Genomic DNA, 24,681 nt, shown 5'->3' on the forward strand with positions numbered 1-24,681 from the left:
GTCCGGTAGTCGGTGCGGCCGGTCGGGACGGTGCGGAAGGTGACCCGGTCGCCGCGCAGCTGCGCGGCGTGGGCGAGCATCGAGGTGAGGTCCCAGCCCTGGTCGAGCACGACCGCGCCGTTGACCGCCTGCATCAGGTCGGCGACGGCGCCCGGGTCGGCGAGGGTGCCCGCCGACAGCAGCCGGTGGGTCAGGCCGGCCAGGAACGCCTGCTGGCGCCGGACCCGGTCGAGGTCGCCCTCGGGCAGGCCGTGGCGCTGGCGGACGAACTGCAGCGCCCGCGCGCCCTGCACCGTCTGCGGGCCGGCGGCGAAGTCGGCGCCGGAGTAGCTGTCGTGCACGGGGGCGCGCAGGCAGACCGGGACGCCGCCGAGGGCGCGGGTGATGTCGGCGAACCCGGCCAGGTTGACCTGGGCGTAGTGGTCGATCGAGGCGCCGGTGAGCTCCTCGACGGTGTGCACCAGCAGCCGGCTGCCCGCGGCGTTCGCCGCGCGCTCCAGCTCGGCGCCGGTGAGCCCGTCGCGCACCAGGCCGGGCCGGGCCGCGGCGGCGCCGCGCGCCAGCGCCGAGTTGATCTTGTGCGTGCCGAACCCGGGCACGTCCACCCAGGAGTCGCGCGGGATCGACACCGCGGACGCGCCGAGCGCGGGGTCGTCCGGGATCCGGACGAGCATGAGGGTGTCGGTGTTGTTCTCGCCGTCGGACGAGCCGGCGTCGAGGGCGTCGAGGACCTCGCGGGGCAGCGGGTTGCCGCGGGCGTCGACCCGCGAGTCGCTGCCGACCAGCAGGATGTCGGTGGCGCCGTCGGCGACGTGCGGGCCGGTGACGTCGGCGGTGGTGAACCCGCCGTCGTGTCCGGCCAGGAGCCAGCCCGCGCCGGTGGCGAGCAGGACCGAGGCCGACAGCGCCGCGAGCAGGGTGCGTCCACGACGGCGGCGCGGCCCCCCTCGCCCGGCCCGCGGCCAGGGCTCGGCCACCGGCCGCATCGGGACGGTGGGCCGGGAACCGGTGTCGCCGGGGCCCGCCGGGCGCGCACGCCGGGTCCCGGGGCCCGCCGGGTGTGCACGCGGGGCCCCGGCGTCCGCCGGGTGGGACCGACGGGGACCGGGAGCCACCGGGCCGGCACGACGGGCACCAGGAGTGGCCGCCTGCGCGGGCCGGGGGCCGGTCGCGGCGCTGCGCGGCGGCCGTGCGGACCGCGGTGGCGGCTCCCGGCGGCCCCGGGCACCGGGCGGGGTCACGCGCTCCCCCGCTCCCGCCCGGCTCCCGGGCGGCGGCGCTCCTGGGCGGCGACGACGGTGCGGACCACCTCGACGACCCCGGCGTCGGCGATGGCGTAGATCTGGTGGCGGCCGTCGCGCTGGGCCCGGACGAGTCCGGCGAGCTTGAGCTTCGCGAGGTGCTGGCTGACCGCGGCGACCGGCTGGCCCAGTGCGGTGGCGAGGGTGCCGACGTCGCACGGGCCGGCGGCCAGCAGCCAGACGATCTGCAGCCGCGAGGTCGCGGCGAGCATCCCGAACGCGGCCGCGGAGTCGGCCAGCAGCTCGGGGTCGAGGGGCTGCGGGCCCCCGGGGGCGGTGTCCACCGGACCTCCAGACAGTTGCGTCACTTACGCAACTGTTACCGTACCGGGCGGCGCCGGCCGCGGCGCCGGGGACCGGAGGGGCGCACGTGGGCCGGACGACCGGGCGGGACGGCGCCGCCGTCCCCCCTCCGCCCGCGCCGGTCGCCCCGCCCGCGGGCCCCGGCCCGGCCGGCCTGCGCCGGTGGGCCGCGGCGGACGCGTTCGCGCTGCTGCGGGGCCTGGAGACGTCGCGGCGCGGCCTCACCGAGGACGACGCGGCCCGTCGCCTGCACCGCCACGGCGAGAACGCCGCCGCCGACCCCGCGCGCCCGGCGGGGCCCGCGGCGTGGGTCCGCCGCGCCCTGGCCGGCCCGTTCGCCGGGCTGATGACCGTGCTGGGCGTGCTGCTGGCCGTCGCGGGGAGCCCGGGGAGCGCGGCGCTGGTGCTCGTCGTCGCCGGTCTCGGGGTCGGGCTGCGGCTCTGGCACGCCGTGCGCACCGACCGTCGCACCCGGCTGCTGCGCGCGCACGCCGCCACCACCGTCACCGTGCGGCGGCGCGCGGCGCCCGGCTCGCCGCCGCGGGAGAGCGAGGTGCCGCCGCAGGACCTGGTGCCCGGCGACGTCGTCCTGCTCGCCGCGGGCGACCCGGTCCCGGCCGACGCGCGGCTGCTGCGGGCCGAGGACCTGCTCGTCGACCAGTCCGCGCTGTCCGGGGAGCTGCTGCCGGTGCCGAAGGCGCCCCCGTCCCGGACCACCGCCGGCGACGGCCCGCTCACCGCGCTGCCCGCGCTGCTGTTCGCGGGCAGCACCGTGGTCCGGGGCAGCGCGACCGCGGTCGTGCTGGCCACCGGCGCGCGCACCCACACCGAGGAGCTCGCCGGACGCGGCCGGCGCCCGCGCCCGGAGTCGGAGGTGGACCGGGGCCTGCGCTCGGTGCGCCGCGCCCTGGTGCGCTGCATGCTCGTCGCGGCGCCGCTGGTGCTCGCCGTCAACGCGGCGGTGTCCGGCGACGCGCGCCAGGCGCTGCTGTTCGCCGTCGTCGTCACGGTGGGGCTGGCCCCGGAGCTGCTGCCACTGGTCGTCGGGACGACGCTGTGGCGCGCCACGACCCGGCTGCGCGGGTCCGGGGTGCTGGTCGCCCGGCCCGAGGCCATCCACGACCTCGGCGCGATCGACGTGGCCTGCCTGGACAAGACCGGCACCCTCACCGAGGACCGGGTGGTGTTCACCCACTCCGTCGACGTCGACGGCCGCCCCGACCCCGCCCCGGCCGCCGCGGCCGCCGTCGCGGTGCGGTTCCAGGGCACCCCGCGCGACGGCCTGGACGACGCGCTGGCCGCCGCCGACCGGGACGGCTCCGCGGTGCTCGCCCACGGCCTGCTCACCAAGGTCGACGAGCTGCCGCTCGACCACGTGCGGCGCCGCTGCGCGGTGGTGCTGCGCGACGCCCACACCGCGGGCGAGCTGGTGATCGTGCGCGGCGACCCGGACACCGTGCTCCCCCGCTGCACCCGCGTGGTGCGCGCGGGCGGCACCGTGGAGCTGACCGCGTCCCTGCGCGCCGCGGCCGCCGACGCCGTCGCCGGGCACCGGGCGACCGGGATGCGGGTCGTCGCCGTCGCCACCCGCCGCACGCCCGCGCTGCGCCCGCTCGGCCCCGGGGACGACGACGACCCGGAGCGGGACCTGCTGCTGCTCGGCCTCGTCGGCATGGTGGACCCGGTGCGGGAGTCCGCGGCGCGGGCGGTCGCCCGCTTCGCCGGACAGGGCGTCGCGGTGACCGTCCTGACCGGCGACGACACCGCCGTCGCGGAGCAGGTGTGCGCGCGGGCCGGCATCGCGGTCACCGGGGTGCTCGACGGCGCCGCCCTCGACGCGCTCGACGACGCCGCCCTGGCCCGCACGGTGGAGCGGACCACCCTGTTCACCCGGCTCGGGCCGCTGCAGAAGGAGCGGGTCGTCGCCGCCCTGCAGGCCCGCGGGCACACCGTCGGCTTCCTCGGCGACGGCCTCAACGACGTCGGCGCGCTGCGGATCGCCGACGTCGGGATCGGGGTCGACGGGGCCGTCCCGGCCGCGCGCGCGGCGGCCGACATCGTGCTGACCGACCGCAGCCCCGACGTCGTGGTGTCCGCGGTCGAGGAGGGCAGGCGCACCCTCGGGCGCGCCACCCGCTACCTGACGGTGACCGCGGCGCTCAACGTCGGCAACGCGCTGTCGGTGCTGGCCGCGTCGGCGGTGCTGCCGTTCCTGCCGCTGCTGCCCGCGCAGCTGCTGCTGCAGGGCGTGCTCTTCGGTGTGGCCGCGCTGTCGCTGTCGTTCGACCGCGTCGAGCCCGGCTGGACCGCCCGGCCGCGGCGCTGGGACACCCGCGGGATGCTGCGGTTCATGGCCCTGTTCGGGCCGCTGGCCTCGGCCTTCGACCTGGTCACCTTCTGGGCGGTCTGGCGCTTCCTCGGCCTGGACACCCCGCAGGAGCAGGCGGTGTTCCAGGCCGTCTGGTTCATGGAGGGCGTGCTGTCGCAGGTCCTGCTGCTGCTCCTGCTGCGCTCGCGCGCCGGTCGCGCGGCGCGCCCGGTGGTGGCGACGGTGTCCGCCGTCGTCGCCGCGGGGCTCACGGTGCCGTTCACCCCGCTCGGCCCGCTGTTCGGGATGGCGGCCCCGCCGGCCTCGGTGTGGCCGCTGCTGGCCGCCGTCGTGCTGCCGTTCCTGCTGTGTGCGGCCGCGGTGCGGCCGCTGTACCTGCGTCACGTGCTGGGGATCCGCGCCGCGGACATCCCGGCGGAGTAGTGGCCGGACCCGGCCGCTCGGTGGGCCGGTCCGGCCGCGTCCTGCGCTCGGCGCCGCCGGGCCCGACGGCGCCCGGGACGGGTCCCCGGCGCCGTCGGGGCGGCCGGGCCGCCCGCCGGGTCAGAGCAGCGAGGACCAGTAGGTCCAGAAGCGCTGCAGGGCCAGGCCGGCGACCAGCAGGAACCACAGCACGACCGGCACCGCGTGGTAGCCGGAGACGCGCGCGGCGACCGCGCGGGCGCCGCCGCCGAAGCGGTCGAGCGTCGCGAGCAGCGTGTACCAGAAGATCGGGATCGTGACCGCCCAGACGACCATGCAGTACGGGCACAGCGCGCCGATCGAGTACAGGCTCTGGACGATCAGGTAGTGCACGAACACGACGCCGAGCGCGGCGCCCGCGGTCAGCCCGGCCCACCACCAGCGCGGGAAGCGGGCCCCGGCCAGCAGCGCCGCACCGGTCGTCACGACGACGGCGAACGCCCCGATGCCCAGCAGCGGGTTCGGGAACCCGAAGAACGCGGCCTGCGGGGTCTGCATGACCGACCCGCAGGACAGCACCGGGTTGATGCTGCACGACGGCGTGTAGCCGGGGTCGAGCAGCAGCTCGATGCGCTCGACGGTCAGCGTGAACGCGGCGATCAGGCCGAGCGCGCCGCCCACGGCGAGCAGCCAGGGCAGGAACCGCGGCAGCGGCCCGGGGACGGCGGGCTCGCCCCCGGCGGCCGGGACGCGGGCGAACTCCTCGGTGCGGGCCGCGGCGGGGGTGCTCACCGGGTCACCGCCGCGTCGAGGGCGTCGGTGATGTCCTGGACCGAGCGGAGCTCGACCTTCTCGCCGTCGACGAAGATCGTCGGGGTGCCGCTGACCCCGGCGGCCTGGCCCGCGGCCGTGTCCGCCTCGATCTTCGCGGCGGTGGCCGGGTCGGCGACGGCGGCGTCGTAGGCGGCGAGGTCGAGGCCGAGCTCCTGGGCGTAGCCGCGGAACACGGTGGCGGCGTCGGCGGACTCGGACCAGTCGGCCTGGGTCTCGAAGAGCCGGTCGTACATCGGCACGAACTTCCCCTGGGCGCGCGCGGCCTCGCCGGCGATCGCGGCGGCCTCGGCGTTGCGGTGCATCGGCAGCGGGAAGTTGCGGAACACGAACTGCACGCGGTCGCCGTACTGCTGCACGAGCTGGTTCATGATCGGGTGGACCCGGCCGCAGGCCGGGCACTGGAAGTCGGCGAACTCGACGAGGGTGGCCGAGGCGTTCGGCGCGTCGTTGAGGCGCGCCGCGTCGGCGGTGACGAGGGTGTCGGTGGTGCCGCCGGCGCCGGCGGCAGCGCCGGACGGGGTGTCGGGCCGGGTCGCGAACAGGATCGCGGCGACGATCAGCGCGAACGCGCCGACGGCGGCCAGGGAGATGGTGACGTTGCGGGTCATCGGGAGTCTTCCTCCACGGGGCCCGGCGCGGGGGCCGGGTCGGAACGGGTGCGGGGACGCGGGGCGGGGTGGGCCGCCGGGGTCAGTTCCGGTCCACGCAGAGGTGTTCCACCGGCGACGGGGCGCACAGCGTCCGTTCCGGTGCGGCGGGCGGGGCGACGCCGGGGTGCCCGGGCGCCAGGACGGTGACCGCGGCGAGCGGCAGCACCGACGGGGCGGGGGCGTCGTCGTCGCGGCGGGGGGCCTGGTCGCAGTCGCCCGGGTGCATCAGCACCGGCGGGTGCTGCGAGCAGTCCGAGCCGACGACGACCACGGGGGTGGCGGCGTGTGTGTCCGAGGTGACGACGAGGGGTCCCGCGCAGAGCACCAGGGCCAGGACCAGCAGCGTCAGCGGGGCGAGGACGCGCACGTCCATCACCTCGCTCCTCCGCCGGGCCGGTCCGGCGGCCTCGCGGCCGCCGCCGACGACGATACCGGCGCCGCCGCGCCGCTCCGGGGCTCCCCCACGACGACGGCGGCCGGGGACCGGCCGTCGCTGCGGGACGCCCGGTCGTCGGGCGGCTACGGTCGGTGCATGAGCTTCCCCGAGCCCGGCGCGGTGTGGCGCCCCGCCTCGGCCACCGAGCGCGCCGTCACCGCGCGCAGCGGGTCCTGGACGCGCTTCGCCGCGCCGGGCGACGCGGTCGGCGGCGGGTTCGGGCTGTTCGAGAGCTGGATCCCGCCGGACTCCCCCGGCGCGCTGCCGCACTACCACACGGGGTTCACCGAGAGCTTCTACGTGCTCGACGGCGCACTGCGGATCATGACCGGCGACACCTGGACCGAGGCCGGCCCCGGCGATCTCGTGCACGTCCCGGCGCACGGGGTGCACGCGTTCCGCACCGGGCCCGGCAGCGACGCGCGGTTCCTCATCCTGTTCGTGCCCGGGGCGCCGCGGGAGCGCTACTTCCGGGGGCTGGCCGGGTTCGCCGGGCGGGACGAGCCGCCGTCGCCTGCGGAGGTCGACGCGTTCGCCCGCACCTGCGACCAGGTCAACCTGCGCGACCACCCGGGTTTCTGAGCCGTCGCCGGCGCCCCGGGCACGAGGGCGAGGCCGACCGCGGACCCGTCGCCGACGTCGTGGTCCGGGCCGGTCCGTTCGGCGGCGGAGCGCGCCGGGTGCGGGTGGGTGCCCTCGCCGACGCCCGGCGAGGACCGTGCGCGCGACGGGCGGGCCGCGGCCGGTCCCCCGCCGCTCAGCTGACCAGCCCCGCCCGGAACGCCAGCGCGACGAGCTGCACCCGGTCGCGGCACTGCGTCTTGGCGAGCAGGTGCCCGATGTGGGTCTTGACCGTCGCCTCGGACACGACGAGGTCGGCCTGGATCTCGGCGTTGGAGCGGCCGTTCCCGACGAGCAGGAGCACCTCCTGCTCGCGCGGGGTGAGCCCCGCGAGCGCGGCCGTGGCCTCCGCCGACGGCTCGGCGGCGGCGGGCTCCGGCGCGGACAGCAGCGGCCGGGTGGCGCGCAGCAGCCGCCGCGTCGACACCGGGTCGACCACGGAGTCCCCGCGGTGCACGGTGCGGACGGCCTCGATCAGGTCCTGCGGCGAGACGTCCTTGAGCAGGAACCCGCTGGCGCCCGCGGCGATGGCCTCGGTGACGGACTCGTCGAGGTCGAAGGTGGTCAGCACGAGCACCCGCACCCCGGGGTGCTCGGCGACGACGCGGCGGGTCGCGGCGATGCCGTCCAGGCGCGGCATGCGCACGTCCATCAGCACGACGTCGACCGCGGTGCGCCCCAGCTCGGCGAGCGCGGCCTCGCCGTCGCCCGCCTGGGCGACCACGGCGAGGTCCTCGCAGGAGTCCAGCACCATCGCGAAGCCGGTGCGGACCAGCTCCTGGTCGTCGACGAGCATCAGCCGTACGGGGTTCACCGGTCTCCTCGCGGGGTGGGGGTCAGGGGCAGGCGCAGCCGGACCGTCCAGCCGCCGTCGGGGTGCGGGCCGGTCTCGACCGACCCGCCGTGCAGGGCGGCGCGCTCGCGCATGCCGGTGATGCCGTGCCCGCCGCGCGGCGGGGTGGGCACCGGCCCGCGGGCGCCCTCGTCGCGGACCCGGACGGTCAGCTCGTCGGCGCTCCAGTGCAGCGTGACGCGGGTGGGCACGCCCGGCCCGGCGTGCTTGACGACGTTGGTCAGCGACTCCTGCACGATCCGGTAGACGGTCAGCCCGGGGCCGGTCGGGAGCTCGCGCGGGGTGCCGGTGACGGCGAGGTCGGCGGGCAGCCCCCCGGTGCGGACCTGCTCGACGAGCGCGGGGACGTCGCCGACGCCGGGCTGCGGGCGGGCGGCGTCGCCGCCGCCGGTGTCGCCGTCGAGGCCGTCGGTGTCGCGCAGCATCGCCAGCAGGCCGCGGACGTCGGCGAGCGCGGAGCGGCCGGTCGTCGCGATCCCGGACAGGACCTCGACCGCCTTCGCCGGGTCGCGCTGCGCGGCGAACTGCCCGCCGTCGGCCTGGGCGATGATCCCCGACAGCGAGTGGGCGACGACGTCGTGCACCTCCCGCGAGATCCGGGAGCGCTCGGCGAGCAGCTCGAGGCGGACCTCCTGGCGGCGGCTCTCCTCCAGCAGCCGGTTGCGTTCGGCGAGGTCCTGGGTCCGCCGGTACGCGGCGCGGCGCAGCGAGCCGAGCAGCCACACCACCAGCGGCACCAGCGCCATCGCCCCGGCCAGGGACACCAGCGCCAGCGGGGTCATGCCGGGCGAGCGCAGCAGGTTGGCGGGCCCGCCCACCGCGAAGGGCCCGTACACCCCCACCAGCAGCACCACGACCGCGAGCCACCCGGCCCAGCGCGGCCCGTAGGCCACCGCCGAGTAGCCCATGACCAGCGACGGCAGCAGGAACGCGGCGAAGGTGCCGGGCAGCGCGAACGTGCACACCAGCGCGACGGCGGCCGTCGCGACGGCGGCGGGCATCGGGTGCACCCGGCGCAGCGGCACCGGCAGCGCCGCGAGCACCGCGATGACCAGTGCCGGGACCCGGTTCCAGGACGGCACCTTGCCCTCGAGCGTCCAGCTGACCGCGACCCAGATCAGGATCGCGGCGAGCACCGCGTCGACGACGACGGGGTTGCGCCGCCCCAGCGCGACCGCGCGCTCGACGAGCGTCGGCGCCTCCGCCGGGGTGGACCGCTGGGTCAGCAGGCGGCGCGCGACGGCCACCGGACCGCCGCTCACCGCCGCACCCCCGCACCGTCCACGGCCGGCGATGATTCCCGGTACCCGATCGTGTCGGCCGCGCGGCCCGCCCGTCCCAGCATGGCGACGAGCCTGCCGTCCCGGGACGGCCCGGGCATCGGAGCGCGGACCGATCCCGCCGTCCGACCGTGGTCGGAGCCGGGCCCTAGGGTCGCCGTGTGACCACTCCCTTCGCCGTCCAGGTCGGTGACGAACGCACCCAGCTCACGGCGTTCCTCGAGCAGTACCGGGAGCTGCTGCCGGGTGTCCTCGACGGGCTCACCGAGGAGCAGGCCCGGCGCCGGCTGGTGCCGTCGGCGACGACGCTGCTCGGGCTCGTCAAGCACGTCGCGTTCGTGGAGACGGTGTGGTTCGGGCTGGCCGTGACCGGCGCGACGCGGGCCGAGCTCGGCCTGCCCGAGACGGTCGACGAGTCCTTCGCCCTGACCGACGACGACACCGTCGCCTCCGTGCGGCGCCACTACGCGCAGGTGTGCGAGCACTCCCGCGCCGCCGTCGCGGCCCTCGGCCTCGACGACACGGTGACCGGGCGCGGGTACCCGATCACGGTGCGCTGGCTGCTGCTGCAGGTGATGCGCGAGCTGGCGCACCACAGCGGGCACGCCGACATCCTGCGCGAGCAGGTGCTGGCCGCGGGCTGAGCACCGGCGCGACGGCGTCGCGGGCGGGCTCAGCCGGTGCCGTCCGGGGCGGGACCGCCGGACGCGGTGGCCGGGGCGGGGTCCTCGCCCGTCGGGCCGGCCGGGTCCCCGGGGTCCGACGACGGGGAGCCGGTGGGCTCGCCGTCACCACTGTCGCCGCGGTCGCCGCCGTCGCCGCCGTCGCCGGGGTCCGGCGAGGGCGGGCCGGACGGCGTCGACGGCTCCGTCGTGTCGGTCGGCGGGGCCGGGGACGTGGTCTGCGCGCCCGTCGTCGCGGTCACCGGAGCGCCCGGCGGTGCCGGGACGGGTCCGGGGCCGGGGGGCGCGACCGGGCCCGGCGCGGGACGGGGCGCGGCACCGGTCCGCAGGGGTGCCGGGGCGGGCCGGTCGCCGGTGTGGCCGGTGTCGCCGCTGTGGCCGGTGTCGCGGTCCGGGCCGCCGGACCGGGTGCCGGTCGCCGGGGAGGGGCCGCCCCGCGCGGCGGGCCCGGCGTCGTCGCGGTCCGTGCCCGCCACGCCCGGCCCGGTCAGGACGGGGCCGGAGCCGGGCGGGAGCGCGCCCGGGTCGTCGGCCCGGGTGACCGCGGTGGGATCGGTCCCGGTCGGCCAGCCCGCACCGTCGCTCTGCTGCGCGACGAGCGCGACCGCCCCCGCGGCGGCACCGGCCGCGGCGAGCAGGGACCCGGCGAGCACGGCCACCGTGAGCCGGGGGACCGGCCGGGCCGACGGCGTCACCGGGAGGGCGTGCCGGGTCGGGGCGGGGTCGTCGCCGGTCACGTCCCCGGCCGCCGTGTCCCGGGTCGGTCCGTAGCCGGCCGCCGCGGCCCCGGCCGGTCCGTCGCCGGCCGCCGCGTCCCCCGTCGGTCCGTCGCCGACCGCCGCGTCACCCGCCGACGTGTCGCCGGGCGCGGGGTCTGCGGGTGCCGCCTCGTCACCGGCCTCGCCGGGGGGCCGCCCGGTCGCGGGCGACACCGGTCCGCCGGCGTCCCCGGCGGGCGTGACCGCGTCCTCGTCGGCGCCCGGCTCGGGCGCCGCCCACCCCCCGGTGGCGACGACCGGGTAGGGGCCCGTCCCGTCGGCGGCGGTCCGCCCCGTCCCGAACGCCTCCGCCTGCGGTGGCGGTCCGGGTGTCACCCCGAGGAACGGCGAGGACGACCGCACCGGCGGGCGCGGTGGCGGCGGGCGGCGGTGCCGGCGGGCGGGCACGGACGCCGGCCCGGCGTCCGCGTTCCCGGCGTCCGCGTTCCCGGCGTCCGCGTTCCCGGCGTCCGCGTTCCCGGCGTCCGCGTTCCCGGCATCCGAGTTCCCGGCATCCGCGGAGGGCTCCGGGCCCGCACCGACCCCGGAGCCCTCCGCGGCTCCGGCGGTGTCCTGCGGGTCGTGCTCCTGGCTCGACACGTCTCCCCCTCCGGCGACGGCCGCGATTCTCGACAGGGCACTGGTCGGGTTCCAGCCGCCACGGCGGACGGCCACCCGTCCGGGGCGCCGGACCGCACGGCCGGGTGATCCCGGTGGCGCCCGGACCACTGCGGGCGCGGCGACCGACCGTCCGAGAGCTGTCACGATTCGTGACCCTCCGGCGTGTCGTGCACCTCGAATGTCCCGCGAGCACGCGCGCCAACGATCCGGACAGGTACGTTCAGTGACGATCACGGCGACCGTCCGGGTGACGGCCGCCGCACCGCGTCGACGAGGAGACCACGTTTCGTGTTCGCCCGGAGTGGCAGGTTCCCGTCCCCCCGCCCGAGCACGGAGGCCGTGCCCGGGACGGGCGGCGACACCGCGCGGGAGGCGTTGCGGGAACGGCACGACCGCGCCGCGACCGACGTGCGCGCGGCCGGCCGCGCCGGTGACGGACCCGCCCTGCTGGATGCGACCCGCCGCCTGCAGCAGGTCCTCGACGCCGCGCGGCGCGAGCTCGGGCCCGGCGACGTCGACACCCTCGTCGTCGAGGGCAGCCTCGCCGTCGCCCACCTGCTCGGCTACGACGAGCAGCGCGGCCTGGAGGCCGCCGAGCGCAACCTGGCCGCCCGCGAGGCGCTGCTGGGTGCCGACCACCCCGCCTCGCTCGCCGCGGCCGACGCCGTCGCCGCGGCCCACCGGGTGACCGGCCGGCCGGAGGAGGCCGTGCGCCGCCACGAGGACGTCGTCACCCGGCGCGCCCGGGTGCTGGGCGACGGCCACCCGTGCACCATCGCGTCACGGGCCGCGCTCGCGCTCGCCCGCGCCGACGCCGGCGACGTCCGCGGCGCCGCGGGCCTGCTCGCCGCCACCCTCGACAGCGCCGAACGCCTGCTGGGGCCCGCGCACGCGGTGGCCGCCGACGTGCGCGAGCTGCTCGCCGAGTGCCGTGCTGCCCTCCCCGGCGACGAGCCGCCCGGCGGGGCCGCTGCCGAGCCGGCGGATCCTCCCGAACCGGAGACCGGGCTCCTGCCGCGCGTCCCGGACCCGCGTGCCCGGACCCGCCCGCTGTTCTTCGACCGCCCCTCCGGTCCCCTGCCCGCCGTCCTGGTGCCCCCGCCCGCCCGGTGACCCCCGGCCCCGCGCGCCCGGCATTGACCGCGCCGTCGCGGAATGGTCATGTGGTCGCCGTGCGACGCCGTGGTCGACGACGGGACCGGCCCGGCGTACCCGGCACGGTGTCCGGGGAGGAACGTCCGTGGGCAGGATGGACGACCGCACGGTGCTCGTCACCGGCGCCGGGCGCGGCATCGGCCGCGCGACCGCCGAGCGGCTGGCCGCCGAGGGCGCGACCGTCGCGGTGACCGACGTCGACGGGGACACCGCCGCCGCCACCGCCGACGCGATCGGTGCCCGCGCCACCGGGCACCGCCTCGACGTCGCCGACCCGGACTCGGTCCGCGACGCCGTCGGGCGGATCCGGGCCGAGCACGGCCGCATCGACGTGTTGATCAACAACGCGGGCTGGGACAAGGTCGGGCCGTTCCTCGACTCCGACCCCGCCGACTGGGACCGGATCGTGCGGATCAACCTGTTCGGGGTCCTGCACACCGCTCACGCCGTCGTCCCGGAGATGGTGGAGCGCGGCTCCGGCACCGTGGTCAACCTCGCCTCCGAGGCGGGCCGGGTCGGGTCCAGCGGGGAGGCCGTCTACTCCGCGGCCAAGGGCGGGGTCATCTCCTTCACCAGGACCCTCGCCCGCGAGGTCGCCCGGCACGGCGTCAACGTCAACTGCGTGTGCCCCGGCCCGACCGACACCGCGCTGTTCGCCGACGTCGTCCGGGGCGACGACCGGCTGCGCGACGCCCTCGTGCGCGCCATCCCGTTCCGCCGGCTCGCCCGGCCCGAGGACATCGCGGCCACGGTCGCGTTCCTCGCCTCACCCGACGCCGCCTACCTGACCGGGCAGACCGTCAGCGTCAGCGGCGGCCTGTCCATGTCCTGATCCACGTCCCGACCCGCCGCCCCATCCGTGACGCGCCCCGGAAGGACCCGATGACCCTCGACCCGAGCTCCTACGCCCAGCTCCGCTTCGACCGCCGCGCCGACGGCGTCCTGCTGATCACCATCGACAACCCGGCGAAGTACAACGCCGCCGACGAGGTGCTCCACGGCGAGCTCGCCCGGGTCTGGCGCGACGTGTCCACCGACGCCGCCACCCGGGTCGCGGTGATCACCGGCGCCGGGAAGGCGTTCTCCGCGGGCGGCGACCTCGGCATGGTCGAGCGGATGGCGGGCGACCACGAGCGCGTCGCGCACATGCTGCGCGAGATGTCGGACCTCGTCTGGAACATCATCGACTGCGAGAAGCCCGTGGTCTCGGCCATCAACGGGGTCGCGGTCGGGGCCGGCGTCGTCGTCGCGCTGCTGGCCGACGTCGCGATCGCCGCCGAGGACGCCCGGATCGGCGACGGCCACGTCAGGCTCGGCGTCGCCGCGGGCGACCACGCCGCGATCATCTGGCCGCTGCTGGCCGGGATGGCCAAGGCCCGCTACTACCTGCTCACCGGCGAGATGCTCACCGGCGCCGAGGCCGAGCGGATCGGGATGGTCGCGAAGGCGGTGCCGCGCGAGCAGGTCCTCGACGAGGCGCTGCGCGTCGCGCACGCCCTCGGCACCGGCTCCCAGCAGGCGATCCGGCTGACCAAGCGGGCGCTGAACTCGTGGCTGCGCAGCGCGGGCCCGGCCTTCGAGCAGTCCGCCGCCTACGAGATGCTCACCTTCATGGGACCCGACGTCGTCGAGGGCGCGGCGGCGCTGCGGGAGAAGCGTCCCCCGGACTTCCCCTCGGCACGGGGCTGACGCTGGGGCAGGGTGGACCCACGCGTCCCACCCCACGCGAGGAGCACCCGTGAGCGCCACCGCCGACGCCCCCGTCGCCGTACCGACCCTGCACGAGCGGCTCGCCGCCGCCGTCCGGCCCGACGCCGTCGCCACCCGGGCGATCGACCGGCTGCGGATGGCGCACGACGCCTCGCACTTCGCCCGCACCCCCGCCGCCGTCGTCACCGCCGGGTCGGCGGCCGAGGTGGCGGCGCTGTTCCGGGCCGCGGGCGGGGTGCCGCTGACGTTCCGCTCCGGCGGCACCAGCCTGTCCGGGCAGGGCGTCACCGACGGGATCCTCGTCGACACCCGCCGCCACTTCCGCGACATCGAGATCCTCGACGACGGCGCGCGCGTCCGCGTCGGGCCCGGCGCGACCGTGCGGGCGGTCAACACCCGCCTGGCCCGCCACGGCCGGATGCTCGGCCCCGACCCGGCCAGCGAGGTCGCCTGCACCCTCGGCGGGGTCGTCGCCAACAACTCCTCCGGCATGGCCTGCGGCACCGCCGCGAACAGCTACGCGCTGCTGGACTCCGTCGAGCTCGTCCTGCCCTCGGGCACGACGCTCGACACCGGCGCCCCCGGCGCCGACGACCGGCTGCGCGCGGCCGAGCCGGCGCTGTGGGAGGGCCTGGCCCGCATCCGGGACCGCCTGCGCGGCGACACCGCGCTGCGCACCGAGATCGAGCGCCAGTTCTCGCTGAAGAACACGATGGGCTACGGGCTCAACTCCTTCCTCGACCACCACGACCCGGTGCAGATCCTGGCCCGGCTGCTGGTCGGCTCGGAGGGGACCCTGGCCTTCCTCGCCTCGATCACCATGCGCACCGTGCCGGTCCTCGCCCACACCCGCACCGGCCTGCTGGTGTTCGACGACCTGGCCGCCGCGAACCGTGCGCTGCCCGGCCTGGTCGACTCCGGAGCGGCGACGATCGAGCTGCTCGACGCCACGTCCCTGCGGGTCGGGCAGGCCGACGCCGACGCCGACCCGCGCCTGCGCGCGCTGACCGTCGAGGAGCACGCCGCGTTCCTCGTGGAGTACCGCGGGCACACCACCGACGAGGTCGAGGAGCTGGCCGGGGCCGCGTCCGGGCTGATCGCCGGGCTGGCGCTGCACGGCCCGCGGGAGCTGTCCGCGGACCCGGTCGCCAAGGCCGGGCTGTGGAAGCTGCGCAAGGCGCTCTACGCCAAGGTGGCCGGGGCCCGCCCGTCCGGGACGGCCGCGCTGCTGGAGGACGTCGCCGTCCCCGTCCCGGACCTGCTCGAGACCTGCCAGGGCCTCATCGCGCTGTTCGACAAGCACGCCTACGACCACGCGGTGATCTTCGGCCACGCCAAGGACGGCAACGTCCACTTCATGCTGACCGAGCACCTCGCCGGCGGCGGGCGGGACCGCTTCGGACGGTTCACCGACGACATGGTCGACCTCGTCCTCGCCCACGGCGGCACGCTCAAGGCCGAGCACGGGACCGGGCGGATGATGTCGCCGTTCGTGCGCCGCCAGTACGGCGACGAGCTCTACGAGGTCATGGTCGAGGTCAAGCGGCTCTGCGATCCCCGCGGCGTGCTGTCCCCCGGCGTCGTCCTCGACGACGACCCCACCGCGCACCTGGACAGCCTGAAGTCCGCGCCGCCGGTGGAGTCCGAGGTGGACCGCTGCGTGGAGTGCGGGTTCTGCGAGCCCGTGTGCCCCAGCCGCGACCTCACCACCACCCCGCGCCAGCGCATCGTGCTGCGCCGCGAGATCGCCGCCGCCCGCGCCGCCGGCGACGACGCGCTGGCCGCCGAGCTGGAGGCCGACTACGCCTACGACGGCGTCGACACCTGCGCCGTCGACGGCATGTGCGGCACCGCCTGCCCCGTCCTGATCAACACCGGTGACCTGGTCCGACGGCTGCGCTCCGAGCGTGACCACGGCGCCACCGGGAAGGGCTGGACGCTCGCCGCGAAGCACTGGGGCGCCACGACGAGGGCCGCCGGCCTCGCCCTCACCGTCGCGAAGGCGGTACCCGGCGCCGGCCCGGTCTCGGCCGCGCTGCGCCGCGTCGCCGACCCCGAGCAGGTCCCGCGCTACAGCGCCGACCTGCCCCGCGGCGGCGGGCACCGGATCCCGGGCGGGCTCGTCTCCGTCGACGCCGACCTCGTCCTGTTCTCCTCCTGCACCGGGGCCATGTTCGGCTCGGCCGGGGTCGGCGCGGGCGAGGCGTTCGCCCGGCTGTGCGCCCGCGCCGGGCTGCGGGCGAGCGCCCCGGCCGACCTGCCCTCGCTGTGCTGCGGGACCCCGTGGAAGTCCAAGGGCCTGGGCGAGGGCGCCGCCGCGATGGCCGGGCGGGTCCTGCCGGCGCTGTGGCGGACCACCCGGGCCGGGGCCGTCCCGGTCGTGTCCGACGCGTCGTCGTGCACCGAGGGGCTGCGCGTGATGATCGCCTCCGGTCCGCAGCGCTACCGCGACCTGCAGGTGCTCGACGCGGTCGAGTTCACCGCGGCGCGGATCCTGCCCGCGCTCACCGTGCACGCCCGCGTCGGGCGGATGGTGCTGCACCCGACCTGCTCGGCCACCCAGCTCGGGCTGACCGAGCCGCTGCGGCGGCTGGCCGACGCGGTGGCCGACGACGTCGTCGTCCCCGACTCCTGGGGCTGCTGCGGCTTCGCCGGGGACCGCGGGATGCTGCACCCGGAGCTGACCGCCGCGGCCACCGCACCGCAGGCGTGGGAGCTGGCCGGGGTCGACGCCGACGCCCACGCCTCGTGCAACCGGACCTGCGAGCTCGGCATGAGCCGCGCCACCGGGCGTGACTACGAGCACGTGCTGGAGGTGCTCGAACGGGTGACCCGATGACGGATTCCGGTGATCCTGACGGAACTTTGTCGGTTCAGACCTTGTTTGCCGACGCCGGTCCGGGGGATGAATGAGTGACACGCACCTCCGAGGGGGCGGTGCGCGGAAGGAGTCCGTGGACGTGAGCGTGACCGTGGCCGACAGCACCGGGCGTCGAGGGGACGGCACGAGCGCCGTCATGGCGGTCGTCCGGGTCGAGGCACCCGCCGGCGTCGAGGCGCACTCGGTCGAGGCCGTGCTGACCCGGGCGCTGCACGCGCACCGCAAGCGTCCGATGACCGTCGAGCTCTCGCTGGCCGACGGCACCGGCCCCTGGCCGCGTCGCGGCCCGGCCCGCTACGCCTTCGTCGCGGTGCTGACCCTGGCCGGGCACTCCGTACCCGACCGGCTCGCCGCCCGCGTCGAGAAGACCGCCCGCAAGGCCCTCGTGCGGCGCTTCGGCGCCCCGGCGGCGGCCGAGGTCCGCACCGAGATCTCCGACGCCGAGGCGGGCGCGTACTGGTTCAGCGTCCGGGGCACCCCGCACCGCCAGTTCTGAGCGCGCCCGGCCCGGCGTGAGACGCGACACCGCGGTTTCCCGTCGGCCGGGTCCGTGCCGCATCCTGGTCGCCGCCGCCGGCCCGGCGGACCGGAGACGAGACGGGATGTGCGCCGCGATGACCCACCTGATGACCGAGATCGGCGGTTGACCGCCGCCGCACCGCCTCCCCTGGTGGAGGCCGGCCCGAAGGGGCTCCGCACCGGAGCACTGGGCCTCTGGGGCAACACCGTCATCGGGCTGGGCGCGACGGCGCCCGCCTACAGCCTCGCCGCGACGCTGGGCTACGTGGTGCTCGCCGTCGGCGAGAAGGCGCCCGCGATGTTCCTCGTCGCGTTCGTGCCGATGCTGTTCGTCGCGGTCGCCTACCGCGAGCTCAACCGCGCCGTCCCCGACTGCGGCACGACGTTCACCTGGGGCACCAAGGCGTTCGGGCCGTGGGTCGGCTGGATGGGCGGCTGGGGCGTCGCGGTGTCGGCGATCATCGTGCTGGCCAACGTCGCCGAGATCGCCGCCGTCTACACGCTGCGCGCCGCCGGGCTGACCGGCGCCGCGGAGGACCCGGTGGTCAAGGTGGCCGTCGGGGTGGTGTTCATCCTGGTCATGACCTGGGTCAGCCACCGCGGCATCGTGCTGTCCGAGCGCTTCCAGAACGCGCTGATCGTGTTCCAGATCGTGGTGCTCGGCGTGCTCGCCGTCGGCGCGCTGTGGCTGGTGCTCTCCGGCGACGCCGGTCCGCAGGCGGTGCTGCCGCGGTGGAGCTGGTTCGACCCGACCGGGATCTCCGGCTCGGCCGCCGCGCAGGCGCTGATCCTGTGCATCTTCGTGTACTGGGGCTGGGATGCCTGCCTGGCCGTCGGCGAGGAGACCCGCGGCGCGGACACGACGCCGGGGCGGGCCGCGCTGCTCGCCACGGTGATCCTGCTGGCCGTCTACGTGGTCGTCGCCGTCGCGCTGCAGTCCTACGCCGGGTTCGGCGACACCGGGATCGGGCTGGCGAACCCCGAGCACTCCGAGGACGTGCTGACCCTGCTCGGTGCCCCGATGGGCGGCAGCGTCCTCACCGCGGTGCTGCTGCTCACCGTCGCGGTGTCGGCCGCGTCGTCGACCCAGACGACGATCCTGCCGACGGCGCGCGGCGCGCTGGCCATGGCCGTGTACGGCGCGGTCCCGCGCCGCTTCGGCGGGGTGCACCCGCGCTACGCGACGCCGGGGTTCGCCACCGTCGTCATGGGGCTGTCCGCCGTCGCGTTCTACCTGGTCCTCTCGCTGGTCAGTGCGGACGCGCTGCTCGACACCGTGTCCTCGCTCGGGCTCGCGGTCGCCTTCTACTACGGCATCACCGCCTTCGCCTGCGTCTGGTACTTCCGGCGCAGCCTGCTGCGCTCACCGCGGGACCTGCTGCTGCGCGGGCTGGTGCCGCTGCTCGGCGGCGTGGTCATGGTGTGGGCGTTCGTGCAGAGCGCGATCGACATGGTCGACCCCGCCTACGGCGAGACGACGTTCGGACCGGTCGGCGGGGTCTTCGTCATCGGCGTCGGCATGATCGCGCTCGGGGTGCCGCTGATGCTGGCCTGCGCGGTGCGGCTGCGGGCGTTCTTCCGCGGCGAGACCCTCGACGAGGACACCCCGGTGCTGGCGCCCGAGACCGGGGAACCGCCCTACGGCGGCTCGTAGCGGGTGCACACGGGCCGCCCGGTGCAGGATGATCGGACCGGTGAACGCCCGCATCCTGCTCGTGGAGGACGACCGCACCATCGGCGACGTCCTGCACGGCAGCCTGACCGGGCACGGCTACGACGTGCACTGGGCGCAGGCGGGCGGCCCGGCACTGGCCGCCGCCGAGCGGACGCCGTTCGAGCTGGTGCTGCTGGACCTGGGGCTGCCCGACCTCGACGGCGTCGAGGTGTGCCGGCGGCTGCGGACGCTGCGGCCCGACGCGGTCGTCGTCGCGCTGACCGCACGGACCGCGGAGATGGACGTGGTGCTGGGCCTGGAGGCGGGCGCGGACGACTACCTCACCAAGCCGGTGCGGCTCACCGAGCTGCTCGCCCGCATCCGCGCCCACCTGCGCCGCGCCGGCGGGGACCGCGCCGAGGACGTGCTGGAGGTCGGCGCGCTGCGGGTGGACACGGGGGCGCGGCGGGCCACCGTCGCCGGCCGCGACCTGGAGCTGCGGACCCGCGAGTTCGACCTGCTCGCCCGGCTGGCGGCCGACCCCGGGACCGCGCTGAGCCGTGAGGTCCTCATGGCCGACGTGTGGGACGCCCACTGGTTCGGCTCGACGAAGACCCTCGACGTGCACGTGGCCGCGGTACGGCGGCGGCTCTCCGGTCACCGCGGCGAGAGCGTCCCGGTGATCACCACGCTGCGCGGGCACGGCTACCGGCTCGAGCTGCCCGCGGGGCCGGTCCGGTGAGACGGCGGATCGTGCGGCTCGCGCTCGTCGCGGTCGCCGTCGCCCTGGTCATGTTCGGGGTGCCGCTGGCCGTCGGGCTGGAGCGCTACACCGTCGCCCAGCAGCGGGAGTCGCTGCAGCGCATCGCCGACTTCGCGGCCCGCTCGGTGTACGACGACGTCGTGGACCACCGCGTGCCGGCGCGGCTGCCCGACGGGCCCGACGACGACACCGCCGTCGCCCTCTACGACGAGGAGGGCGACCTGACCACCGGCGACGGCCCGCCCGCCGGTGACGAGGACGTCGACCGGGTCCTGGACCGCGGGCTGTCCTCGTCGCCGCCCGGGCAGCTCGTCGCCGTCGCCCCGGTGACCGACGGCGACGACGTCATCGCGGTCGTGCGCGCGTCGCGACCGACGTCGGCGACGTGGTCCGGGCTGGTACCGCTCTACCTGGGCATGCTCGCGCTGGCCGGGCTGGTGCTGGTCGCGGTGTGGGCGCTCGCGATGCGCCTGGCCGGGCACCTCTCCGCGCCCCTGGAGTCGATGGCGCGCGACGCCGCCCGCCTCGGTGAGGGCGACTTCGGCGTGCGCCCCGCCGCGACCGGCATCTCCGAGCTCGACCGGGTCGGGTCCGCCCTGGGCGACACCGCCGGGCGGCTCGACGACCTGCTCGCCCGGGAGCGGGCGTTCTCCGCGGAGGCCTCCCACCAGCTCCGCACCCCGCTGGCGGGGCTGCGCCTGCGGCTGGAGTCCGCGCTGGACGACCCGCGCCTGCTGCGACCGGCGACGGTGGAGGACGGGCTGGCCTCGGTGGACCGGCTGGAGCGGACGATCGACGAGCTGCTGCTACTCGCCCGCGAGCGCCGCCGCGACGCGGTGCCGGTCGAGCTGGCCCGGCTGCTGGAGGAGGCCGAGTCCGAGTGGGGCGACCGGCTGGCACGGGCGGGGCGCGCGTTCTCGGTGTCGCGCGACGGCGCGCTGCCCGACCCGCCCGCGTCCGCGGCGGCGGTCCGCCAGATCCTCGGGGTGCTGCTGGACAACGCGCTGCAGCACGGTGCCGGCGCCGTCGCCCTCACCGCCCGCGAGGCCGGTCCGGACGCGGTCGCGCTGGACGTCGCCGACGAGGGCCCGGGGGTGCCCGAGGACGAGCTGTCCGGCGCCGACGGCGGCACGGGCCTCGGCGTCGCGCTGGCCCGCCGGCTCGCGGAGGCCGAGGGTGGGCGGCTCACGGCGAGCCGGTCGCCGTCGGTGGTCACGCTGCTGCTGCCGCTGGAGGCCGCCCGGCCGGGACCATCGCTTACCTCCCCCTGACCTTCACCTCATCGACGTCGGTGGTTCACCTCCCTACCGTCGACGGCGGACGTGGTCGACGACCGCCGGCACGGGAGGCACGGGCACATGACGACGACACCGGACCAGCAGATCCGCGACGCCCTGTCCACCGACCCGATCCTGCTCGCGTCGGGGTTCGACCACCGCGCGGTCCTCGCCGGGCCCCCGGCGCAGGGCCGGGCGATCGTCGTCGCCTGGTCCGGTGAGTGGGCGGCCTCGGCCGATGCCGCGCTGGGCGGGATCGTGGTCGACGTCGTCGGGGTCGACGCGGCCACCCGTGCCGCCGTGCTGGACCGGGTGGCCGTCGTCCTCGGCGCGCTGCGCGGCGGGGCCGTGCGCCGGGTCGCGTCGGGCGCGCTCGACGACGGTGTCGCCGTCCTCGTCGGGGACCCGGCGCCCGCGGGCCGGCCGGAGCCGACCGCGACCGCGCCGTAGCGGCGGCGCGCCCGGTCGGTCGGGTGGGTGTCTGCGGTCCGCTCCGTGCCCGGCCGCACGGGATGTCGCATCTGCCCAGGTGGGACCCCCGAGCGACGATCTTCGGCTCGCGTACGGTGCGGCCATGGCCACCGAATCGACCAGCCCGACCGTCACCGACCCGGACACGGCCACCACCGACTCCGCCCCCACCACCGGGACCGGCGCCGCCGCCACCGAGCCGACCACCGGGCCCGCGGGCGAGCCGACCACCGGGACCGCCGCCACGGCCGACACCCCGGAGTCCCCGGAGGCCGCGCGGACCCCGGCGTCCGGTACCGCCGACACGGCCCCGGAGCGGCCCGTCACCGGTGCCGCGGGCGCCGGCGCGGTCGTCGCCGCCGGGCTCGGCCTCGCCTCGCTGACCGGCACGTCGGTCGGCGACATGCTGCGCGAGCGCGAACAACTCGTCGGCCAGATCCAGGCCGCGACCGGCTCCCCCGGCGACAGCATCGAGTCCTTCTATGGCGCCCCCTGGGACGTCGCGGCGACGGTGAACGGCGTCGTCGCACTGCTCGCCGTGCTCGTCGGCCTGGTGCTGGTGCTCGGCCCGGCGTCGCGCCCGGGCACCGGCGCGTGGGTGCGGCCGGTGGCCCTGGGCGGCCTCGTGCTCGGCGTGCTGGGCCTGCTCGTCTCCGGCGGGATGTACCTGGACCTGTTCGCGGCGCAGCCGACCCTGCCCGCGATGCCCGGCCTGCCGGGCCTCGGCGGCTGACCCGCGCCGGTCCCCGCACCCTCCGGGCGGGACGTCGCGGCCCTCACCCGATCGCGGGTCGGTCCTTCCGGCCCGGCCGCAGCGGTCCGTACGGTCGCCCCGGCACACCGCCGGGCCGTCCGGGGGCCGGAGGAGGACGCGGTGCGCGACGGGCACGGGACACGCGGCCGCGCACGGGCCGTCCTCGCGGCGGTCGCGGCGGGGCTGCTGCTCCTGCTCGCCGGTGCCCCGCCCGCCTCGGCCGCGCCGGACCCGCGGGCCGCCGTCGCGGTGTCGGTGGCCCTGCGGCAGGTCGGGGTCCCCTACGCCTGGGGCGGCGGCGACCCCGCCCGCGGCTTCGACTGCTCCGGGCTCGTCCGCCACGCCTGGGCGGGGGCCGGGGTGGCGCTGCCGCGCACGGCGCACGACCAGTACCGCTTCGGCGCGCGGATCCCGGCCGGGGCCGCACCGGAACCGGGCGACCTGGTGTTCTACGGCACCGTCGACAAGGTCCACCACGTCGGCCTCTACGTCGGACAGGACCGGATGGTGCACGCCCCGGCGTACGGGCAGCCGGTGCGGACGGCCTGGTACCGCTGGCGCGGCGACGACTTCCTCGGCGCGACCCGGCCCACCGCGGGCGTGCGGACCGTGGCGGACCCGGCCGTCCGGGAGACCCCGGACCCGGCGATCCCGGACGAGCCGGTTTTAGACGCGCCACCGGCCCCGCCGCCGTCATCCGGCTGACAGGTCCGTCAGGACGGTCGGCGCCCCCGCCCCGAGCAGCCCGCCGGCCTGCAGCACCGGGATCTCCCCGGCCGTCGGCGCCACGGCCGGCGTGCCGGCCACGGCGGCGGCGGTCAGGACGCGTCGGCCACCGGCGGCTCGGCGACGTCGGCCGCGACGACGGTCAGGCCGTGTCCCGGGACCCGGTCCAGCGCGCGGGCCGCCGGGGACGCCGGGTCCAGCACGACGACGAGCACCGCCCGACCGCGGCGGGCGTGGTCGACCGCTGCACGCAGCGTGGCGACCCCGCGCAGGCCGAGGAAGCGCACCCCGTTGAGGTCGACGACGACCCGGCCCCCGGCCGCGGCGTCGACCGCGCCGAGGACGAGCTCCTCGACGTCGGGCGCGGTGGCGAGGTCGACCTCGCCGGACAGGCTGACGACGACGGTGGCGGCGGGCGTCCGGCCGACGTGCACCAGCGCGGGAACGGGATCGGTCCCGGTGAGGGCCCGGCGGGCCGGGAGCGGCGTCGGTGGGTTCATGGGTCCGCCCGGTGGAGGAGGGCCGGTCCGCGCACAGGGGCGGGGCGACGGCCGGTGGCGCCGCGGGCCCGTGGTCTGGACCCGGTACGGCGGTGTCGGCGGAGAGGTGCCTGGAGAGGGCGGGGCGCGGCACGGCCGCGGGACCCGGTCCCCGGCACCGTAGCGGCTGCGACGGGCCGTGTCGAGGTCGTGACGACCGGCTCGACGCAGGACCGTGGGCCGTCCGGGTGCGAGCCGGTCGGCCCTGGCCCGCGCGGCGGCGCCGGGAGGACCCTGGCGGGTACCACCGACGAGGAGGCCCCGTGCGCACCGACCCGCTGTCCGACCCGCCCACCCCGCCCCCGGACCGGGTGGTCCTGGTCGCGCTGACCTCGGCCGACCACCGCACGCGGCGGGCGGCCGAGGAGATCGGCGCCGAGCTCGCCCGGCACGGGCTGCACCCGTGCCTGGCCCGCGCCGCCGACGTCGACTCGCTGGCCGGGGTGCGGGCGGTCGTGCTCGGCGGGGCCGGGGACCGCCCGTGGGCGCGCCTGGCCGCCGTCCGGTTCCTGCGCCGTCACGCCGTGGTGCTGCACGTGCGCCCGTGGTGGGTGTTCGACGTCGCCCCGCTGCCCGGCGGGCTGCCGCACCCGGTCGACGCCCCCGGGCTCGCCCCGGCCGGGCCGGTGGGGCTCGGCGGGCCCGCGGGCTGGGCGGGGTGGGCCGGCGGGATCGCCGCGTCGCTGCGGCCGGCGACCCCGGCCGCGCACGTCTGAGCCGTCCGGGGGCCGCTCAGCGGTAGCGGGCGACCACGTCGGCCGCGGTGACGATCCCGCAGGGGCGGCCGCCGTCGACGACCAGGACCGCGGTGAGCCGGTGGCGGGCCATCAGCCGCGCGGCCTCGGCGAGCGGCGCCCCGGGCGGCAGTGCCGGGGCGGGCCCGGCGACGTCGGCCGCGCGCAGCGTCGCCGTCCCCAGCGGCCCGTGCTGGGCGGCGAGCCCGCGCAGCACGTCGGCCTCGGACAGCATCCCGGTGCAGCGGCCGTCGTCGTCGAGGACGGGCAGGTGGTGGACGCGCTCGGCGAGCATCACCGTCAGCGCCGTCCGGACCGGGGTGTCCGGGGAGACCGCGACGAGCCCACCGGTCGCGACGTCGGCGACGCGCGGGCGGGGCGGGTCGTCGAGGGTCTCCGGCGGGGCGTCCTGGCGCGGTCGGTCCAT

The 24,681-nt window shown here is 77.6% G+C and carries 25 protein-coding genes; 15 read left to right on the forward strand and 10 right to left on the reverse strand.

Going from position 1 to position 24,681, the window contains the following annotated elements; genetic code table 11:
• A partial coding sequence (locus WJX68_RS24645) for an LCP family protein (RefSeq protein WP_340295276.1) occupies positions 1–977 on the reverse strand: 977 nt, incomplete at its 3' end.
• A gap of 260 nt (positions 978–1,237) precedes the next feature.
• Entirely contained in the window at positions 1,238–1,585 is a 348-nt protein-coding gene (locus WJX68_RS24650; RefSeq protein ID WP_340295278.1) for an ArsR/SmtB family transcription factor, read from the reverse strand.
• Positions 1,586–1,671: 86 nt separating this feature from the next.
• Between WJX68_RS24650 and mgtA the strand changes: the two genes are divergently transcribed.
• On the forward strand, positions 1,672–4,356 hold the full coding sequence (mgtA, locus tag WJX68_RS24655; protein ID WP_340295280.1) for a magnesium-translocating P-type ATPase: 2,685 nt from the start codon (positions 1,672–1,674) through the stop codon (positions 4,354–4,356).
• Positions 4,357–4,476: 120 nt separating this feature from the next.
• On the opposite strand, the gene WJX68_RS24660 is transcribed toward mgtA, so the two are convergent.
• The 3 genes from WJX68_RS24660 to WJX68_RS24670 form a co-directional block, all read right to left on the reverse strand.
• Entirely contained in the window at positions 4,477–5,127 is a 651-nt protein-coding gene (locus WJX68_RS24660; protein WP_422785770.1) for a vitamin K epoxide reductase family protein, read from the reverse strand.
• Positions 5,124–5,777 (reverse strand): DsbA family protein, encoded by a 654-nt coding sequence (locus WJX68_RS24665; protein ID WP_340295282.1) that lies wholly within the window; start codon positions 5,775–5,777, stop codon positions 5,124–5,126. The genes WJX68_RS24660 and WJX68_RS24665 overlap by 4 nt, the downstream gene beginning before the upstream one ends.
• Positions 5,778–5,859: 82 nt before the next feature.
• A complete protein-coding gene (locus WJX68_RS24670; protein WP_340295284.1) occupies positions 5,860–6,192 on the reverse strand; it encodes a hypothetical protein in 333 nt (110 codons plus the stop codon).
• Between the two features lie 159 nt (positions 6,193–6,351).
• On the opposite strand from WJX68_RS24670, the gene WJX68_RS24675 reads away from it, so the two are divergent.
• A complete protein-coding gene (locus WJX68_RS24675) occupies positions 6,352–6,837 on the forward strand; it encodes a cupin domain-containing protein (protein ID WP_340295286.1) in 486 nt (161 codons plus the stop codon).
• Positions 6,838–7,012: 175 nt separating this feature from the next.
• On the opposite strand, the gene WJX68_RS24680 is transcribed toward WJX68_RS24675, so the two are convergent.
• Together WJX68_RS24680 and WJX68_RS24685 are read right to left on the reverse strand one after the other, a co-directional pair.
• Positions 7,013–7,690 (reverse strand): response regulator transcription factor, encoded by a 678-nt coding sequence (locus WJX68_RS24680; RefSeq protein ID WP_340295288.1) that lies wholly within the window; start codon positions 7,688–7,690, stop codon positions 7,013–7,015.
• Positions 7,687–8,991, reverse strand: coding sequence for a sensor histidine kinase (locus WJX68_RS24685; protein WP_340295290.1), 1,305 nt, complete (start codon positions 8,989–8,991; stop codon positions 7,687–7,689). Before WJX68_RS24685 ends, WJX68_RS24680 begins: the two co-directional genes overlap by 4 nt.
• Before the next feature lie 179 nt (positions 8,992–9,170).
• On the opposite strand from WJX68_RS24685, the gene WJX68_RS24690 reads away from it, so the two are divergent.
• Complete coding sequence (locus WJX68_RS24690) at positions 9,171–9,653, forward strand: DinB family protein (RefSeq protein WP_340295292.1); 483 nt, start codon at positions 9,171–9,173, stop codon at positions 9,651–9,653.
• 29 nt (positions 9,654–9,682) lie between these two features.
• Here WJX68_RS24690 and WJX68_RS24695 read toward each other — a convergent pair whose 3' ends face one another.
• Positions 9,683–11,050, reverse strand: coding sequence for a hypothetical protein (locus tag WJX68_RS24695; RefSeq protein ID WP_340295294.1), 1,368 nt, complete (start codon positions 11,048–11,050; stop codon positions 9,683–9,685).
• Positions 11,051–11,410: 360 nt separating this feature from the next.
• Between WJX68_RS24695 and WJX68_RS24700 the strand changes: the two genes are divergently transcribed.
• The 11 genes from WJX68_RS24700 (at position 11,411) to WJX68_RS24750 (ending at position 22,960) form a co-directional block, all read left to right on the forward strand.
• Positions 11,411–12,184 (forward strand): tetratricopeptide repeat protein, encoded by a 774-nt coding sequence (locus WJX68_RS24700; protein ID WP_340295296.1) that lies wholly within the window; start codon positions 11,411–11,413, stop codon positions 12,182–12,184.
• 136 nt (positions 12,185–12,320) lie between these two features.
• The gene (locus tag WJX68_RS24705; protein ID WP_340295324.1) at positions 12,321–13,058 is read left to right on the forward strand and encodes an SDR family NAD(P)-dependent oxidoreductase; all 738 of its coding nucleotides are present in this window, start codon (positions 12,321–12,323) and stop codon (positions 13,056–13,058) included.
• 50 nt (positions 13,059–13,108) lie between these two features.
• Positions 13,109–13,915, forward strand: coding sequence for an enoyl-CoA hydratase/isomerase family protein (locus tag WJX68_RS24710; RefSeq protein ID WP_340295298.1), 807 nt, complete (start codon positions 13,109–13,111; stop codon positions 13,913–13,915).
• Positions 13,916–13,964: 49 nt separating this feature from the next.
• On the forward strand, positions 13,965–16,775 hold the full coding sequence (locus tag WJX68_RS24715; protein ID WP_340295300.1) for an FAD-binding and (Fe-S)-binding domain-containing protein: 2,811 nt from the start codon (positions 13,965–13,967) through the stop codon (positions 16,773–16,775).
• A 121-nt stretch (positions 16,776–16,896) separates the two neighbouring features.
• Positions 16,897–17,313, forward strand: a complete 417-nt coding sequence (locus WJX68_RS24720) for a hypothetical protein (protein ID WP_340295302.1) — start codon at positions 16,897–16,899, stop codon at positions 17,311–17,313.
• A 147-nt stretch (positions 17,314–17,460) separates the two neighbouring features.
• Entirely contained in the window at positions 17,461–18,990 is a 1,530-nt protein-coding gene (locus WJX68_RS24725) for an APC family permease (RefSeq protein WP_340295304.1), read from the forward strand.
• A 28-nt stretch (positions 18,991–19,018) separates the two neighbouring features.
• Entirely contained in the window at positions 19,019–19,732 is a 714-nt protein-coding gene (locus WJX68_RS24730) for a response regulator transcription factor (RefSeq protein WP_340295306.1), read from the forward strand.
• Positions 19,729–21,024 carry a sensor histidine kinase gene (locus tag WJX68_RS24735; RefSeq protein ID WP_340295308.1) on the forward strand — a complete coding sequence of 432 codons (1,296 nt, stop codon included), beginning with the start codon at positions 19,729–19,731 and terminating at the stop codon, positions 21,022–21,024. The genes WJX68_RS24730 and WJX68_RS24735 overlap by 4 nt, the downstream gene beginning before the upstream one ends.
• A gap of 87 nt (positions 21,025–21,111) precedes the next feature.
• Positions 21,112–21,480 (forward strand): hypothetical protein, encoded by a 369-nt coding sequence (locus WJX68_RS24740; RefSeq protein WP_340295310.1) that lies wholly within the window; start codon positions 21,112–21,114, stop codon positions 21,478–21,480.
• Positions 21,481–21,604: 124 nt separating this feature from the next.
• Complete coding sequence (locus WJX68_RS24745; RefSeq protein WP_340295312.1) at positions 21,605–22,234, forward strand: hypothetical protein; 630 nt, start codon at positions 21,605–21,607, stop codon at positions 22,232–22,234.
• Positions 22,235–22,375: 141 nt separating this feature from the next.
• Positions 22,376–22,960: a C40 family peptidase gene (locus WJX68_RS24750; protein WP_340295314.1), complete on the forward strand. Its 585-nt coding sequence runs from the start codon at positions 22,376–22,378 to the stop codon at positions 22,958–22,960.
• Positions 22,961–23,073: 113 nt separating this feature from the next.
• On the opposite strand, the gene WJX68_RS24755 is transcribed toward WJX68_RS24750, so the two are convergent.
• Entirely contained in the window at positions 23,074–23,481 is a 408-nt protein-coding gene (locus WJX68_RS24755) for an STAS domain-containing protein (protein ID WP_340295316.1), read from the reverse strand.
• Positions 23,482–23,783: 302 nt separating this feature from the next.
• On the opposite strand from WJX68_RS24755, the gene WJX68_RS24760 reads away from it, so the two are divergent.
• On the forward strand, positions 23,784–24,236 hold the full coding sequence (locus WJX68_RS24760) for a hypothetical protein (protein WP_340295318.1): 453 nt from the start codon (positions 23,784–23,786) through the stop codon (positions 24,234–24,236).
• A gap of 16 nt (positions 24,237–24,252) precedes the next feature.
• Here the strand turns inward: WJX68_RS24760 and WJX68_RS24765 are convergent.
• Positions 24,253–24,681, reverse strand: a 429-nt coding sequence (locus tag WJX68_RS24765) for a CBS domain-containing protein (RefSeq protein WP_340295320.1), incomplete at its 5' end; no start/stop codon positions are given.

The sequence above is a fragment of the Pseudonocardia spirodelae genome (assembly GCF_037727765.1).
Lineage (GTDB): Bacteria > Actinomycetota > Actinomycetes > Mycobacteriales > Pseudonocardiaceae > Pseudonocardia > Pseudonocardia spirodelae.

Coding starts and splice junctions, on each gene's coding strand:
- WJX68_RS24665 (WP_340295282.1), bottom strand. CDS start 5,777: ATGACCCGCAACGTCACCATCTCCCTGGCCGCCGTCGGCGCGTTCGCG.
- WJX68_RS24670 (WP_340295284.1), bottom strand. CDS start 6,192: ATGGACGTGCGCGTCCTCGCCCCGCTGACGCTGCTGGTCCTGGCCCTG.
- WJX68_RS24675 (WP_340295286.1), top strand. CDS start 6,352: ATGAGCTTCCCCGAGCCCGGCGCGGTGTGGCGCCCCGCCTCGGCCACC.
- WJX68_RS24705 (WP_340295324.1), top strand. CDS start 12,321: ATGGACGACCGCACGGTGCTCGTCACCGGCGCCGGGCGCGGCATCGGC.
- WJX68_RS24710 (WP_340295298.1), top strand. CDS start 13,109: ATGACCCTCGACCCGAGCTCCTACGCCCAGCTCCGCTTCGACCGCCGC.
- WJX68_RS24730 (WP_340295306.1), top strand. CDS start 19,019: ATGATCGGACCGGTGAACGCCCGCATCCTGCTCGTGGAGGACGACCGC.
- WJX68_RS24740 (WP_340295310.1), top strand. CDS start 21,112: ATGACGACGACACCGGACCAGCAGATCCGCGACGCCCTGTCCACCGAC.
- WJX68_RS24745 (WP_340295312.1), top strand. CDS start 21,605: ATGGCCACCGAATCGACCAGCCCGACCGTCACCGACCCGGACACGGCC.
- WJX68_RS24755 (WP_340295316.1), bottom strand. CDS start 23,481: ATGAACCCACCGACGCCGCTCCCGGCCCGCCGGGCCCTCACCGGGACC.